Annotated in this window: 15 protein-coding genes and 2 pseudogenes; 7 read left to right on the top strand and 10 right to left on the bottom strand. The window is 72.4% G+C overall.

Features of this window, described 5'->3' with window-relative positions:
* The first annotated feature begins 184 nt into the window (after positions 1 to 184).
* The gene (locus ACIOKD_RS20540) at positions 185 to 964 is read left to right on the top strand and encodes a GNAT family N-acetyltransferase (protein ID WP_402085768.1); all 780 of its coding nucleotides are present in this window, start codon (positions 185 to 187) and stop codon (positions 962 to 964) included.
* A 347-nt stretch (positions 965 to 1,311) separates the two neighbouring features.
* Here the strand turns inward: ACIOKD_RS20540 and ACIOKD_RS20535 are convergent, their stop codons facing one another.
* The 3 genes from ACIOKD_RS20535 to ACIOKD_RS20525 form a co-directional block, all read right to left on the bottom strand.
* Positions 1,312 to 1,578, bottom strand: coding sequence for a GlsB/YeaQ/YmgE family stress response membrane protein (locus tag ACIOKD_RS20535; protein ID WP_402085765.1), 267 nt, complete (start codon positions 1,576 to 1,578; stop codon positions 1,312 to 1,314).
* 121 nt (positions 1,579 to 1,699) lie between these two features.
* On the bottom strand, positions 1,700 to 2,236 hold the full coding sequence (locus ACIOKD_RS20530; RefSeq protein ID WP_402085763.1) for a hypothetical protein: 537 nt from the start codon (positions 2,234 to 2,236) through the stop codon (positions 1,700 to 1,702).
* Between the two features lie 26 nt (positions 2,237 to 2,262).
* Positions 2,263 to 2,820 carry a GNAT family N-acetyltransferase gene (locus tag ACIOKD_RS20525; protein WP_402085760.1) on the bottom strand — a complete coding sequence of 186 codons (558 nt, stop codon included), beginning with the start codon at positions 2,818 to 2,820 and terminating at the stop codon, positions 2,263 to 2,265.
* 431 nt (positions 2,821 to 3,251) lie between these two features.
* Between ACIOKD_RS20525 and ACIOKD_RS20520 the strand changes: the two genes are divergently transcribed.
* Positions 3,252 to 3,524 (top strand): hypothetical protein, encoded by a 273-nt coding sequence (locus ACIOKD_RS20520; protein WP_402085757.1) that lies wholly within the window; start codon positions 3,252 to 3,254, stop codon positions 3,522 to 3,524.
* Between the two features lie 92 nt (positions 3,525 to 3,616).
* Here the strand turns inward: ACIOKD_RS20520 and ACIOKD_RS20515 are convergent, their stop codons facing one another.
* Complete coding sequence (locus tag ACIOKD_RS20515; protein ID WP_402085754.1) at positions 3,617 to 4,057, bottom strand: SPW repeat protein; 441 nt, start codon at positions 4,055 to 4,057, stop codon at positions 3,617 to 3,619.
* Between the two features lie 218 nt (positions 4,058 to 4,275).
* Between ACIOKD_RS20515 and ACIOKD_RS20510 the strand changes: the two are divergent.
* A pseudogene (locus ACIOKD_RS20510) lies at positions 4,276 to 4,395 on the top strand (DUF1365 domain-containing protein); the annotation flags it as partial.
* A 100-nt stretch (positions 4,396 to 4,495) separates the two neighbouring features.
* On the opposite strand, the gene ACIOKD_RS20505 reads toward ACIOKD_RS20510, so the two are convergent.
* The 3 genes from ACIOKD_RS20505 to ACIOKD_RS20495 all read right to left on the bottom strand — a co-directional run bounded on the left by ACIOKD_RS20505 (position 4,496) and on the right by ACIOKD_RS20495 (position 6,962).
* Positions 4,496 to 5,248: an anti-sigma factor domain-containing protein gene (locus tag ACIOKD_RS20505; protein WP_402085751.1), complete on the bottom strand. Its 753-nt coding sequence runs from the start codon at positions 5,246 to 5,248 to the stop codon at positions 4,496 to 4,498.
* Positions 5,245 to 5,829 (bottom strand): sigma-70 family RNA polymerase sigma factor, encoded by a 585-nt coding sequence (locus tag ACIOKD_RS20500; RefSeq protein ID WP_267024750.1) that lies wholly within the window; start codon positions 5,827 to 5,829, stop codon positions 5,245 to 5,247. The genes ACIOKD_RS20505 and ACIOKD_RS20500 overlap by 4 nt, the downstream gene beginning before the upstream one ends.
* Positions 5,830 to 6,356: 527 nt before the next feature.
* Entirely contained in the window at positions 6,357 to 6,962 is a 606-nt protein-coding gene (locus tag ACIOKD_RS20495; protein ID WP_402085747.1) for a sigma-70 family RNA polymerase sigma factor, read from the bottom strand.
* A 124-nt stretch (positions 6,963 to 7,086) separates the two neighbouring features.
* Here ACIOKD_RS20495 and ACIOKD_RS20490 point away from each other — a divergent pair, with 124 nt between their 5' ends.
* A complete protein-coding gene (locus tag ACIOKD_RS20490; RefSeq protein ID WP_402085745.1) occupies positions 7,087 to 8,211 on the top strand; it encodes a MerR family transcriptional regulator in 1,125 nt (374 codons plus the stop codon).
* Positions 8,212 to 8,260: 49 nt separating this feature from the next.
* Here ACIOKD_RS20490 and ACIOKD_RS20485 read toward each other — a convergent pair whose 3' ends face one another.
* Both ACIOKD_RS20485 and ACIOKD_RS20480 read right to left on the bottom strand, forming a co-directional pair.
* Positions 8,261 to 9,634: a cryptochrome/photolyase family protein gene (locus ACIOKD_RS20485; RefSeq protein WP_402085742.1), complete on the bottom strand. Its 1,374-nt coding sequence runs from the start codon at positions 9,632 to 9,634 to the stop codon at positions 8,261 to 8,263.
* Between the two features lie 152 nt (positions 9,635 to 9,786).
* Positions 9,787 to 11,319, bottom strand: coding sequence for an SDR family oxidoreductase (locus tag ACIOKD_RS20480; protein ID WP_402085740.1), 1,533 nt, complete (start codon positions 11,317 to 11,319; stop codon positions 9,787 to 9,789).
* Between the two features lie 189 nt (positions 11,320 to 11,508).
* Between ACIOKD_RS20480 and ACIOKD_RS20475 the strand changes: the two genes are divergently transcribed.
* The 3 genes from ACIOKD_RS20475 (at position 11,509) to ACIOKD_RS20465 (ending at position 12,366) form a co-directional block, all read left to right on the top strand.
* Complete coding sequence (locus ACIOKD_RS20475; RefSeq protein ID WP_402085738.1) at positions 11,509 to 11,676, top strand: hypothetical protein; 168 nt, start codon at positions 11,509 to 11,511, stop codon at positions 11,674 to 11,676.
* 200 nt (positions 11,677 to 11,876) lie between these two features.
* Complete coding sequence (locus ACIOKD_RS20470) at positions 11,877 to 11,960, top strand: putative leader peptide (RefSeq protein WP_359948811.1); 84 nt, start codon at positions 11,877 to 11,879, stop codon at positions 11,958 to 11,960.
* 184 nt (positions 11,961 to 12,144) lie between these two features.
* Positions 12,145 to 12,366 (top strand): hypothetical protein, encoded by a 222-nt coding sequence (locus tag ACIOKD_RS20465; protein ID WP_402085735.1) that lies wholly within the window; start codon positions 12,145 to 12,147, stop codon positions 12,364 to 12,366.
* A gap of 5 nt (positions 12,367 to 12,371) precedes the next feature.
* Here ACIOKD_RS20465 and ACIOKD_RS20460 read toward each other — a convergent pair.
* Positions 12,372 to 12,558: pseudogene (locus ACIOKD_RS20460) on the bottom strand (IS110 family transposase); the annotation flags it as partial.

The following is a 12,558-nucleotide window of genomic DNA, read 5'->3' as shown; positions in this document are numbered from 1 at the left end:
CGTGTCCCGCGTTCGCCCGTACGTCCGAGGGGCGTTCGGGTGGGAGGGCGGTTCCCGCACGTGGCCACCTCGCTCCGGACCACCGTCTGCAACGCGGGCATCGCGGCCACCCTTCTCTGACACCCGGGGCGCGCGGCCACGAAACTCCGTTGCCCGGCCGGTCCGCGGATGCTGGAGTGGCCGGATGGATCACACAGCGGTACTGGCACTGTTCGACCGGGACATGCGGGAGAACGCGCGACCCTTCGGCACCGGCTCCGTCGTGGAACGCGTCGGCAGGGTGGTCCGACACGTGGGATCGGAGCAGGGCTGGAACGGAGTGCTCTGGTCGGACCTCACGGAGTCCGACGCGGACGCGGCGATCGCCGAGCAGCGGCGATACTTCGCACAGCTCGGCCGCGAGTTCGAGTGGAAGCTGTACGGGCACGACCGGCCGCACGATCTGGGGCAACGCCTGCTGGCCGCCGGGTTCACCCCCGAACCGGCGGAAACCCTGATGATCATCGAGGCCGGGGAGCCGGGTCTCGACGCCGTGCCACCGCCGGGCGTCGAGCTGCGGCCCGTCACCGACGCCGCCGGGGTCGGCCTCATGGTCGACGTCCACGAGCAGGCCTTCGGCGCACCCGGTACCCGGCTGCGCCACCAGCTGCTCGCCCAGCTCGACGAGGCGCCCGACACGGTCGTGGCGGTCGTGGCCCTCGCCGGTGAGGTCCCGGTCAGCTCGGCCCGGATGGAACTCATCCCCGGCACACGGTTCGCCGGCCTGTGGGGCGGCGGCACCGTCGAGGCCTGGCGGGGCCGCGGCATCTACCGCGCCCTGATCGCCCACCGGGCCCGTATCGCCGCCGACCGCGGATACCCGTACCTCCAGGTCGACGCCTCCGACCAGAGCCGCCCCATTCTCCAGCGGCTGGGTTTCGCACCGCTCACCACGACCGTCCCGTACGTCCACGCGGCGCCGTGACATCGCGGTAGGAGTGGGCCGAACAGCCTCCGGCGAGGGCCGGTCGCCCCGGGCGGCGGGAACGAGCCCGTGGGCCCTCCGCCGCGGAGGGGAAGACATACCGGCGGGCCCGGGACCGGTGCGCACGGTGACGCGGTGCCCGCGGTCGTGCCGCGCTCCAGCACGTTCATGCTCGGTGCTCGGTGCTCGGTGCTTCGGTGCTTTGAGCGAACAGGACGTCTCCGCCACGGCCGAGCGCCTACTGCGGGAAGCCCGCAGACGCCGGTCATGACGGAGACGTCCTGCGACAACTCTTCGTACGGTGCCTCGCCGAACGGCGTGCGGTGCGCCGCCGCGGTCCGCTCCCGTCAGCGGCGGCCCGCCTTCGACCGGTCCAGCGCCGCGACACCGATCGCCGCGAGCCCGATCTGGATCAGCCACTCGATCCAGTCCACCCCGTCGGTGTCGCCCACGTCGAACGCGTTCGCGAGCACCGAGCCGATGAGTGCGGCCACGATGCCCACCGCGATCGTCCACAGGATGCCGATCCGCTGACGGCCCGGAACCACGAGCCGGCCCAGCACACCGATGACAATGCCGATCACGATGGCACTGATGATGCCCGAGATCTCCATCTCAGCCCCTCTTCGTCGTACTCCTTACGCATAGGAGTGCCCCCTGGAACCGAGTGCAGTCCCAGCCGTTGCCCAACTCACCGACCGCGGCTCCTCCGGCTCACCGGCCGCCGTCCGCGACTCAGCCCACAACCCAGCCCGTGACCCCCAGTACGTCACGCGCGATGTCCATCACCTCGCGGTCGTCCGTGACCACGCGCAGGGTGTCGGCGGGCACCCGTTCCTCCAGCAGCCGCGCCTTGTTCGCGCTGCCCCGCAGCTCCTGCTCCAGTTCCGAGCCGATCTCACGTCCCTTGAGGCGCTTGGCCGCGGTAGCGTCGGTGGCGGTCAGGAGCACCCGTACGAGTCGTACGTCCTCGCCGATCGCCCGTTCGAACATGCCCGCCGCCTCGGCCAGCACGCACACGGTGTTCGTGTAGACGAGGCGGTGGTGGCCCAACTCGGCGAAGTTCCCCCACACCGCCGCCAGATTGCGCTCGGCGATGCGGGCCCGGTGCGGGTCGTCCTCCGGGGCCGGATGCACCTGTCCCATGAAGTCCCCCTCGATGACGGCATGCGCGACCCCGGCCCTGCGCAGCCGCGCCGACACCTCCCAGCCGACCGTCGACTTTCCGACCCCTGCCCGCCCGCCGATGAGCAGAACCTCTACATGTCCCATCTGAGCAGCCTGCCATTCACCGGCTCTCAAGGAGTGCTGGTGAGACTCCATGTCCGCAGCGCGATCTCGCGTCCTCGTGACATCCGCAGGAGCGGCTCGTCGTCGGTGCGGACGAATCCGGCGCGCAGGGCGACGGCCGCACTCGCCGCGTTGGCCTCCTCGATGCACAGCACCACGCGGCGGGCGCCTGTGTGGCCCAAGACGTAGGAGGAGAGCAGCCGGACGGCCCGGGAGGCCAGGCCCCGGCCGCGGTGGGCGGCGCCGACTCCGTACGCGATCTCGGCGTCCCGCTCGTCGGTCTTGCTGCGGAACAGCAGCACCTCGCCCCGCGGCAGGCCACCGTCCGTGGTGATCGCGAGCTGCACCTTGCGTCCCTGCGCCCGGGCTTCCCGTGCCTCGGCGAGATAGACCCGAGCGGCGGGCGGGTCGAACGGCGAGGCCACCGGCGTCCAGCGGGCCATCTCGGGGTCGTCGTACAGCGCGATCAGCGCGTCCAGATCGTCCCCGGACCATTCGCGCAGGTGAACCCCCTCCCCTTCGAGCCGGAGGTACGAGGGGGCGTCGAGTGTCAGCGGACTGTCCATGGGGCGATCCTGCCCCGCCTACGGGTGGGCGGCCAAGGGCGCGTGGCTCACGCTCACCACGCCTTGGTGCGCCCCGGGTCGGCGAGACTCGGGTCGGGAGCGTCGCACGGCGTACCGCCTCGCGGATCGCGGACGTGGGATCGCCCTGGTGGTGGGCCTGTTCCGACGGTTCGACACCGTCGAGGAACTCCTGGTGGCGGACCGCGGACGCGAGGGGCGCGAGCGGTTCGGCGACGGTGAGGGCACGGGCAGGACCACTGTCCGGAATCCGTCGCCGCCACGCGTCGGCCCAGGCGCGCGTGGCGCTCGCGCGCACCGTTTCGGGCAAAGAGGAGCACAGGCGCAGACCGTCGAGGACCGGGTTGCCCCAGTGTGCGTCGGCGAAGTCGACCACGACCGGAGGCCCTCCGTCGGCACGCCAGTTGGCCGGTGTGCGGCGACGAACCGCCGTACCCCCGAACCGCCGTACCCCCGAGGCGGCGGTCCGTGCCGACGCCTGCCAGCAGTCCTCGCCCGGGATCACCTACGACATCAGGCCGCACGGCGCCATCGTCCGGCTCACCGTCGCCCACGAGGACCTGGCCGCCGAGACCGCGGTCAAGCAGGTCTCCCTCGGTTGGCCGGCCGTCCTGGCCGACCTGCAGTCGCTCCTGGAAACCGGAAAGCCGCTGCCGCGGGAGCCGTGGCTGGTGCCCGAGCACTGACCGCGGGGGCGGAGCGAGGGCCGCGCGTCGGCCGGCCCGCGGCGCCGAGCGCGCGGACCGGCCGACAGTCCTCATCCGTCCTGTCATGCCTTCTAGGTCTGTGGCGTGCTCTTCGCCGAAGCGGTCGCGCACAGGACCCCCATCACCACGGTCAGCACCCCGATGATGATGTTGTTGAGCACGACACCCGCGTCAGGGCTGCTGCCCACGATCCACGGGGAGACGATCATCCACACACCCAGGGCGCACATGGCCCAGCTCAGGCCGTACATCCGTGCCGGATTGACGGTGAAACCGAGAGCCAGCAGGCCGATGGCGATGCCCATGATGAGGTTGTGCGTCACCATGGCGGGCTGGCTCGTCGTGTAGTGGAGAATCCACGGGGAGGCGGCGCAGTACAGACCGAGCAGGAACACCGGTCCGTCCACGAGCGCCACATCGCGACCACCGAGCATGCGGGCGTAGCGATCCCGCATCTCGGGCACATCGGGGTGCCGGGTGATGTCACCTCTGGTGTTCGAGACGTTGGCCATGACTGGACTCCTTTGCCACTGGACGTCACTTGGGTCCAGTCTGCGCTTATTTGTCCCTTATGTGTAGAGGTGATGAGATATATCTGGAGGCCACCCGGTCAATCCGTCGTCGGCCCGGGCGTCGCCGGGCTCACCGCCGCGTACATCCTCGTACGGGCGTACGGGCTGACGCCGGACGCCGGACGACGCCGGGGTGGCGCGCACCGACAAGCGGTTGCGTCTCGCCGTTCTTCCCCGTCGACGGCGTCCACCGCATGCGCCTTCCCGCGCCGGACGGCCGGCTCGACCTGAGCGTGCGGCTGGAGCGAGACTGTGGGCGGCCGTTCACCGCGACCGTTTCCGCCGAAGCGGCGCGGCTGCTGTCCTCCTGCGGGTTCACCCACAACTGACTGTGCCGTTCCCTCCCCCGCCGGGGAGGAAACGGCACAGTCGGTCCGGTCAGGCGGGGAACGTCATCAGGGCCACGGGGTCAGAGGTCGGTTCGGCCGAGCCGCCGGCCGGTTCGACGGTGATGCCCATACCGGACGCCTGGTCCACGGCCCCCTCCAGGAGGACCGCCTCGGCCGTCCGTCGGGGGTCCATCAGCCCGGCGGACCGCATGGTGCCCCCGTCGTCGAACCACAACTGGTAGACCTTGCCGCTCGGCGGGGCCGCCATGCCCGAGGCGATGAAGACCGCCTCGTCACGGCTCTTGGAGACCACGACCGTGCCGCGGGCCCCGTCCGGGAGTTCGGCGCCGGCCGTCCTGGCGTCCGGGGCGGCCAGGACCGAAGCGATCGCGTCCGAGCGGCGTTCCGACTGCCGTGCCTGCTCATGCGCGTCCTGCGCCCGGTCGTACTGCCACACGGTCGCGCCGCCGAACGCGGCCACCCCGGCCACACAGGCGGCCAGCGCCCACCGGGACAGCCTGCGGGCACGCATGCCGCCGCCCGGGGGTCGCGTCAGGGGTACGGCGCGCGGGCTGTCCTGGCGGACCGTCGTGATCCGCCGCATGACCCGGCTCTTGAGAGCCGAGGGGGAGGAGCCGCGAACCGCCAGACCGAGCCGGGCCGCGGTCTCGCTCAGTTCGAGAGCCTCCTGAGCACAGACCTCGCAGTCCGCGGCGTGCCGTTCGAACTCGCCCCGCTCCTCGTCGGAGAGCGCGTGCAGCGCGTACGCGCCCGTCAGCGTGTGCAGGTCGACCGTGCTCATGCGGTCACCCCCAGGCAGTCGCGCAGGCGGATGAGACCGTCGCGCAGCCGGGTCTTGACCGTGCCGAGCGGCAGCGCCAGTGACTCGGCCACCTCGCGGTAGGTCATACCGCGGTAGTACGCCAGCGTCACCGACTGACGCTGCAGTTCCGTCAGTGTGCGCAGACAGCGTCGGACCTGTTCGCGTTCCAGCCGGGCTTCCACCTGTTCCGTCACCTCGTCGTACTCGGGGGCGTGGTCGAGCAGGGCCGCCCTGTGCTCACGTGCGGCGGAGGCCTCGACCGAGCGGACCCGGTCGACGGCACGCTGATGGGCGAGTGTGAGCACCCAGTTGATCACCGAACCGCGTTCGCTCCGGTAGCGGGCGGCGGACCGCCACACCTCGACCAGTACTTCCTGGGCCACTTCCTCCGACTGGGCCTGATCGCGCAGCACGCCGCGCACGACGCCGATGACGGGACCCGCCACGACGTCGTAGAGCCCGGCGAAGGCCTGCTGGTCACCGAGGGCGACACTGCCCATCAGATCCTGCAGATCCGGTTCGGCCGAGGGGTTCTTGCCGATGTGCACGGCTTCTTTCACGGGGGGTCCTCCGGGAGGCGAGCATCGTACGGCTGGAATCCGTTGCCGGGGCGCCGGCGGATTGGTCATGGGCGGATCTCTCTGTCCGCCCGTCTGCCCGTCTGCCCGTCCGCCGGGACGCGTCGGCCGAAGCCCGAGTCCGGGGCGCCGTCGATCGTTCGGGACGGCGCCCCGGACTGCTGGGCCGCACCGGCGGGCCGAACGCCGACGCGGCCTCCTCCTCCCGGGACAGCCGACTGCCCCGGGAGGAGGGTCCGTAGAAGCGGTGTCACGGCTGTCCGTGTCCGTGTCCGCGGCCCGAAGTCCCGGGCCGTGCCGCCCCTTGTCCTCCGTTCTTCCGGCGATACGAGGCATCGGGATGCACCGGAGCGACATCGGTACGTTCCGAAACGAAATAGGCATGCATCGAAACGAAGGAGACAGGAAGTGAAGTGAAATTGGACGGTTTGCGAGGCAGAAGGAGACGTGCATCGTTTTTGCGTCGAACTGGGTCACGGTAGGCGCGTACCCGTTCGATCGCCGTCATGTCAGCCGCTCGCTTCGCGGCGCAGTCCGTGTTTCAACTGGTGCAGCCCACGGCGGGCATGGCTCTTGACGGTCCCCAGCGGCAGGCCGGTGCGCCGGGCGATCTGGGTCTGGGTGAGGTCCTCGTAGAAGGCGAGGCGCAGGACCCGCTGCTGGGGGGTGGGCAGCTTGGCCATCTCGCGTCCCACCAGCACCCGGTCGAGCACGGCCTCGGGCCGCTCCGTCACGGGATCGGCGAGCACCAGGACGGCCCCCGCCGAGGCGACGAGCTCGGCGCGGCGCGTCCGGGCCGCGAGAGCGTCGGCGATCTTGCGCTTGGTGATGCCGACGATCCAGCCGGCGATCGTGCCGCGCTCGGGCCGGTAGCCGTGCCGGCCGCGCCACACGCCCAGGAACACCTGCTGGGTGACGTCCTCGGCCTCCCTGTCGTCGCCCAGCGCCCGCCGGGCGAGCGTGAGCACCAGGGGTGACCACCTGTCATGGGCGGCGGCGAGACAGGCCTCGTCGCCGCGCACCAGGCCCCGGGCCAGCTCCTCGTCGGTGAGTGGTTCCTCCAGCGGCACCCGTCGGGGCAGGGACATCTGCGCGGGCATCGGTTGTCCGGTCATGGCTCACGGCTCCTCGCCTCGGACGACGGCGTCCCGGCCGCGCGGGGCGGCCCGGTGCGGTCATCCTGGGAGCGACGGGGCGCAGGCTTCAAACCGCGTCGATTCTGCGTCGTATAGTCGTTCCATGGATGAGCCGACGGGGGAGCCGGGTCCCCCGGAGCCCGATACGAAGGAGACCGCGGCGGTCGGCACGGGGATGACGACCGGAGGCCTCGCCCGGCGTCTCGGGGTGTCGCCGACCACGCTGCGCTCGTGGGACCGCCGGTACGGAGTGGGCCCCGCGGTCCGCCCCGACGGACGGCACCGCCGCTGGACACCCCAGGACGTGGCGGTGCTTGAGGCGATGTGCCGGCTCACCGCGGCCGGAGTGCCGCCCGCGGAGGCGGCACGCGCGGCCAGGGAGGCAGCCGCCGGAGCGGTGGCCGCCGAGGGCCGCGCCGTGCCGGACGACGCCCGCTCGGCCGCTTCCGGCCGGTCGCCGGACGACCGCGCCTGCACGGCGGAAGAGCAACCGCCCTCGGCCGACGGCGGGCCGTCCGGCAGCGGTCGCCGCCTGCAGGCGGCGACCACGCTGCCCCTCGGCGATGTGCGCCAGGAGTGCCGCGGACTGGCCAGGGCGGCCGTGCGTCTCGACGCCCCGGCCGTGGACGGCCAGCTGACCTCGGCCGTCCAGCGGTACGGTCTCGCCGTCGCCTGGGAGGAGGTGATGGTGCCGACCCTGCACGCTGTCGGCCGCAAATGGGCGTCGTCGGGCGACCGTTATGTCGAGGTCGAACACATGCTGTCCTGGCACATCTCCACCGTGCTCCGCCGTGTCACGCCGGTCTCGCGGACGGCCGTGCCGGACAGCGCGCCGGGGCCCGTGGTCCTGGCCTGCGTACCCGGCGAGCAGCACACCCTGCCCCTGGAGGCGCTCAACGCCGGGCTCACGGAACACGGCATGCCCACCAGGATGTTCGGCGCGGCGGTGCCGGCGGAAGCACTCACCGCCGCGGTGCGCCGGCTGGGGCCCGCCGCCGTCGTCCTGTGGGCCCAGGCACGGTCCACGGCGAGCCTCCCGCTGGCCCGGCACGTCGCCGCCACGCAGTGGGGCGTGCGGGGCGCGCGCCGGCATCCGATGGTGGTGCTCGGCGGCCCCGGCTGGGCAGGCCGTTCGGCCCAGGGCATGCTGCGCCCGTCGAGCCTGAAGGAGGCCCTGTCCCTCCTCACGGCCCGCTACGAGAGCGCCGCACCGGGACCGGTGGGCTGACGGAACGTGCGGGACGGCGGGCCTGTCGGCGGGCGGCCCGGCCGCCGTCTCACTCGCGCTCGCGGGCGTGCTTGAAGCGTGCCAGCGCGTCGGGGAGGTCGACGATGGGCTCGGGATAGTCGTAGGCGGCCCGTTCGGGCCCCTTGAGTTTCCACGGTTCGTGCACGGCGGCCCCGGCGAGCCCTTCGAGTTCGGGCACCCAGCGCCGTACGTACGCGCCCTCGGGGTCGTACCGCTTCCCCTGGATGACCGGGTTGAGGACCCGGTTGGGGCGGCTGTCGGTGCCCGTTCCCGCCACCCACTGCCAGTTGAGCTGGTTGTTGGCGATGTCGCCGTCGACGAGGAGGCCGAGGAAGTGGTCGGCGCCCACCCGCCAGTCGACGTACAGCGTCTTGGCGAGGAAGCTCGCCGTCAGCAGGCGTCCGCGGTTGTGCATCCACCCCTCGTGACGCAGTTGCCGCATGGCCGCGTCGACGACGGGATAGCCGGTCCGCCCCTCCTTCCAGTCCTCGATCTCCCGCCCGGCCGAGTCGGGTGACCGCCACAGGTCGTCGCGGGTGCGGAGGTCCTTCGTGGCCGCCGCGGGCCGCGCTGCCAGCAGCTGGTAGTTGAAGTCCCGCCACGCGAGCTGCCGTACGAAGGCGTCGGCGCCCGGACCGCCCGCCCTGCGGGCCCGGTGGACCAGCTCCACGGCGGACAGCGTGCCGAAGTGGAGATGCGGGGAGAGGCGCGAGGTGGCGTCCCCTGCGAGATCGTCGTGGCCGTCCACGTACGAGTGGATCCCGCTCCGCAGCCAGGCCGTGAGCCGCTTCCTGCCCTCCCGCTCGCCGCCCGTGGCGAGCCCCGCGGACAGGCCGGACAGTTCCGCGCGCGTCGGCAGCCGCCCCGAACCGACGTCCTCCGGTACGCGCACGCCACGCGGCGCGCCGAGCACCTGACGCTGGTGATGCCGTTCCCAGTGCCGGAAGTACGGGGTGAACACGGCGAAGTGGTCCGAGGAGGCCGGCGTCACCGCGCCCGGTGCCAGCGCGGTGACCACCTCGTCGTGCACGTGCAGCCGGCGCCCGTCGCTCTCCAGCGCGGCTCGCAGCCGTTCCTCGCGCCGGTGGGCGTGGGCGGACACCCCGGCGGCCATGTGCACCTCGTCGGCGTCCGTCTCGGCGACCACCTTGCACACCTCGTCGACGAGATCGCCCGAGCGGTACACGAGCCGGCCGCCGCGCTCACGCAGACCCGCGTCCAGGTCCCGCAGACAGTCGGCGAGGAACGCCAGCCGGTTGGGGACGGCGAAACCGGCCCTGTCGACGGCCCGGTCGCGGACGAAGAGGGGCACCACCGCGCGCGAGCCGTCGAGCGCCGCGCACAGCGGCGGATGATCGTGCAGGCGCAGGTCGGAGGTGAACAGGACGACCGAGACGTTCATGACGGGACTCCGGAGCTCCGGGACGGGAAGAGAAGGGGTGAGCCGGACCGTGGTGCCTGCGGCCGTCGAGTACTTCCGGTACTTCCTGGCCGGGACACCCGACGGATGCGGCGGTCGGCGGGATGCGGCGGGGTGGCGGGTGGCGGCCCGCGTCAACGGGCGGGCGCGCGCGACGGCGCGGCCACCGGGGGACCCGTCCTCGCGGCGGTCCGCGCGATGTTGCGGGCCATGCCGCCGAACACGATGGCGTGGAACGGCGACACGCTCCACCAGTAGGCGTGGCCGAGCAGCCCGTGCGGATGGAAGAGGGCGCGCTGGCGGTAGCGGACGCGGCCGTCGTCGTCCGTCTCCGCGTACATCTCCAGCCAGGCCAGGCCCGGCAGCCGCATCTCGGCGCGCAGGCGCAGCAGCCGGCCCGGTTCGATCTCCTCGACGCGCCAGAAGTCGAGCGAGTCGCCGACCCGCAGCCGTGCCGCGTCGCGGCGCCCCCGGCGCAGGCCCACACCGCCCACCAGCCGGTCGAGGAGGCCGCGGGCCGCCCAGGCGAGGGGGAAGGAGTACCAGCCGTTGTCGCCGCCGATGCCCTCGATCACCCGCCACAGGGCCTCGGGCGAGGCGTCGACGACGCGTTCGCGCCGGTCCGTGTAGAGGCTGCCGCCCGCCCAGTCGGGGTCCGTGGGCAGGGGGTCGCTGGGAGCGCCGGGCAGCGAGGCGGACGACCAGCGGGTGGTGACCCGGGCGTCCCGGACGCGTTGCAGGGCCAGGCGCACCGACTCGTCGAAGGGGATCGGCCGGCCCGGCGGGTCGGGCACGTACCGGGCGATGTCGTGCTCGTGGCAGACCACCTCGTGGCGCAGCGACTCGGTCAGCGGGCGCGCGATGGACCGCGGTACGGGGGTGACCAGTCCGACCCAGTGACTGGAGAGCCGCGGCGTCAGGACGGGCACGGGCACGATGAGCCGCCGGGGGAGCCCCGCCACGGCCGCGTACCGCACCATCATCTGCCGGTACGTCAGGATCTCCGGGCCGCCGATGTCGAAGGCCCTGCTGACGTCGTCCGGCATCCGCGCGCTGCCCACGAGTGTGCGCAGGACGTCCCGCACCGCGATCGGCTGGACGCGCGTGTGGACCCAGTTGGGGGTGACCATCACCGGGAGCCGCTCGGTGAGATACCGCAGCATCTCGAAGGAGGCCGAGCCCGAACCGATGATGACGGCCGCCCGCAGCACGGTGGTCGGGACACCGGAGTCCAGCAGGACGCGGCCGACCTCGGCCCGGGACCGCAGATGCGGCGAGAGTTCCCCGTCCGGCACCCCGGCGGGGGTGAGCCCGCCCAGATAGACGATCCGGCGTACGCCCGCCGCGCGGGCCTGCTCCCCGAAGATCCGCGCCGCCCTGCGGTCGGTGTCCTCGAAGCCCTTGCCGGTACCCAGCGCGTGCACCAGGTAGTACGCGACATCGATGTCCCGCATCGCGGCGGCGACCGACCCGGAGTCCGTGACGTCACCGCGTACCACCTCGACCTCACCGGCCCACGGATGGTCCCGGAGCGCGCCGGGGGACCGGGCCACACAGCGCACCCGGTGCCCCTCGGAGAGGAGCTCGGGGACCAGGCGGCCCCCGATGTACCCCGTCGCGCCCGTCACCAGGCAGCGCAGCCCCGCTCCGGCGTCGTCACCGCTCATGGTGTTCCGGCCTTTCTCTTCGGCCCTGTTCGACTCTGGGCAGCTCTGTTCGGTGCCCTCCTCGGGATCCCTTCCCCGTGCCGGCCCTCCGCGGATGCGCCGTCTGGGCCACTTGGGTCACATGCGCGGGGCGATCGGGGGCAGACGGAATTCTGCGGAGACGTCGGTTCACACGGAAGGTCGGCCGTCATGGGTGCGAAGGTGCTGGAGCAGTTTCCCGCGGGAGCCCCGCGTGGGTCGTGGCCCGCGGAGGAGTACGCGGCGCGTTGCCGTGCCGAGGGCGAGCCCGCGGCCGTGGTGATGGATCTGGAGTCGGACGCGTTCCTCGTGGTGGTCCCGGCGCGCGAGAACGACTGACCTACGCGCGGCGGACGGCTGCGCGTCAGGCCGCGTCCCTGACGGCTTCGGTCAGCGTTCCCCCGAGTGCCGCCGCTCGTACCGTGGCCTGTTCAAGGGGCGCCGCCCTGTCACACCTTCGTGGAATGCGCCGGTCCGGGATACGAGACCGATCGGGTATTCCTTGACGGTCCGGACCGCCGGCTGCCACGATCGAGAACATGATGATGCGACTGGACCTCACGCGGCGACGCCATGTCGACCTCGCGCGTGTCTCCAGTGCCGCGTGTTGCTCCGTGGCCTGATCCGCCGGATCCGCCGCACCTCACCATGTTCTTCCACGGCTTCCGGCCGCCGTGCGACGCATTCCGCTGACCTGATGCGACGACTCGCGGTCGAGGCCCTGGCCGACACCGTCGCGGCGCGGGTGGCCGCCGTGCAGGCCCGCGCTCCGATGTCGCCCTGGGGATCAGCCACCGCGTCTTCGAGGTGACCGGCGCCCGCTCCACCACCGACGGCGGCCTCCACCCCTTCTGGCGCGACGTCCGCATCCGCACCCTCCATGACCTGGTCGCCTACCAGCGGCGCGAGGTCGGCCGCTGGGGCCGCGAAGGAGAGCTGCCCGGACCCCGGACACACCTGGCACTCCTGACCGCCCACCTCGGGCGCCTTCCGCTCGCAGGCACCCCCGTCCCGAAAGAGTCTCAATGACGAAGTCAAGCCGCTTGCGTGACCGGTGGGACGGGGGTGAAGACCCGTGCGTCACGCAGCAACGCCCACAGAACGCTCGCTCGTCGGCGGGCGAGGGCGATGACGGCCTGGACGTGTTTGCAGCCCTCGCCGCGCTTCTTGAGGTAGAAGTCCCGGTTCGGTCCTTCGCGGATGATGCTGGTCTGCGCGGAC

This window comes from Streptomyces sp. NPDC087844, from assembly GCF_044742785.1.
Taxonomy (GTDB): domain Bacteria; phylum Actinomycetota; class Actinomycetes; order Streptomycetales; family Streptomycetaceae; genus Streptomyces.
Note: the sequence above shows the minus strand (reverse complement) of the source record. Positions and strands in the feature narration are given on the sequence as shown.

Excerpts from the sequence above, each read along its gene's own strand:
- ACIOKD_RS20540 (WP_402085768.1), top strand. The coding sequence starts at position 185 with ATGGATCACACAGCGGTACTGGCACTGTTCGACCGGGACATGCGGGAG.
- ACIOKD_RS20535 (WP_402085765.1), bottom strand. The coding sequence starts at position 1,578 with ATGGAGATCTCGGGCATCATCAGTGCCATCGTGATCGGCATTGTCATC.
- ACIOKD_RS20530 (WP_402085763.1), bottom strand. The coding sequence starts at position 2,236 with ATGGGACATGTAGAGGTTCTGCTCATCGGCGGGCGGGCAGGGGTCGGA.
- ACIOKD_RS20525 (WP_402085760.1), bottom strand. The coding sequence starts at position 2,820 with ATGGACAGTCCGCTGACACTCGACGCCCCCTCGTACCTCCGGCTCGAA.
- ACIOKD_RS20515 (WP_402085754.1), bottom strand. The coding sequence starts at position 4,057 with ATGGCCAACGTCTCGAACACCAGAGGTGACATCACCCGGCACCCCGAT.
- ACIOKD_RS20505 (WP_402085751.1), bottom strand. The coding sequence starts at position 5,248 with ATGAGCACGGTCGACCTGCACACGCTGACGGGCGCGTACGCGCTGCAC.
- ACIOKD_RS20495 (WP_402085747.1), bottom strand. The coding sequence starts at position 6,962 with ATGACCGGACAACCGATGCCCGCGCAGATGTCCCTGCCCCGACGGGTG.
- ACIOKD_RS20490 (WP_402085745.1), top strand. The coding sequence starts at position 7,087 with ATGGATGAGCCGACGGGGGAGCCGGGTCCCCCGGAGCCCGATACGAAG.
- ACIOKD_RS20485 (WP_402085742.1), bottom strand. The coding sequence starts at position 9,634 with ATGAACGTCTCGGTCGTCCTGTTCACCTCCGACCTGCGCCTGCACGAT.
- ACIOKD_RS20480 (WP_402085740.1), bottom strand. The coding sequence starts at position 11,319 with ATGAGCGGTGACGACGCCGGAGCGGGGCTGCGCTGCCTGGTGACGGGC.
- ACIOKD_RS20475 (WP_402085738.1), top strand. The coding sequence starts at position 11,509 with ATGGGTGCGAAGGTGCTGGAGCAGTTTCCCGCGGGAGCCCCGCGTGGG.
- ACIOKD_RS20470 (WP_359948811.1), top strand. The coding sequence starts at position 11,877 with ATGATGATGCGACTGGACCTCACGCGGCGACGCCATGTCGACCTCGCG.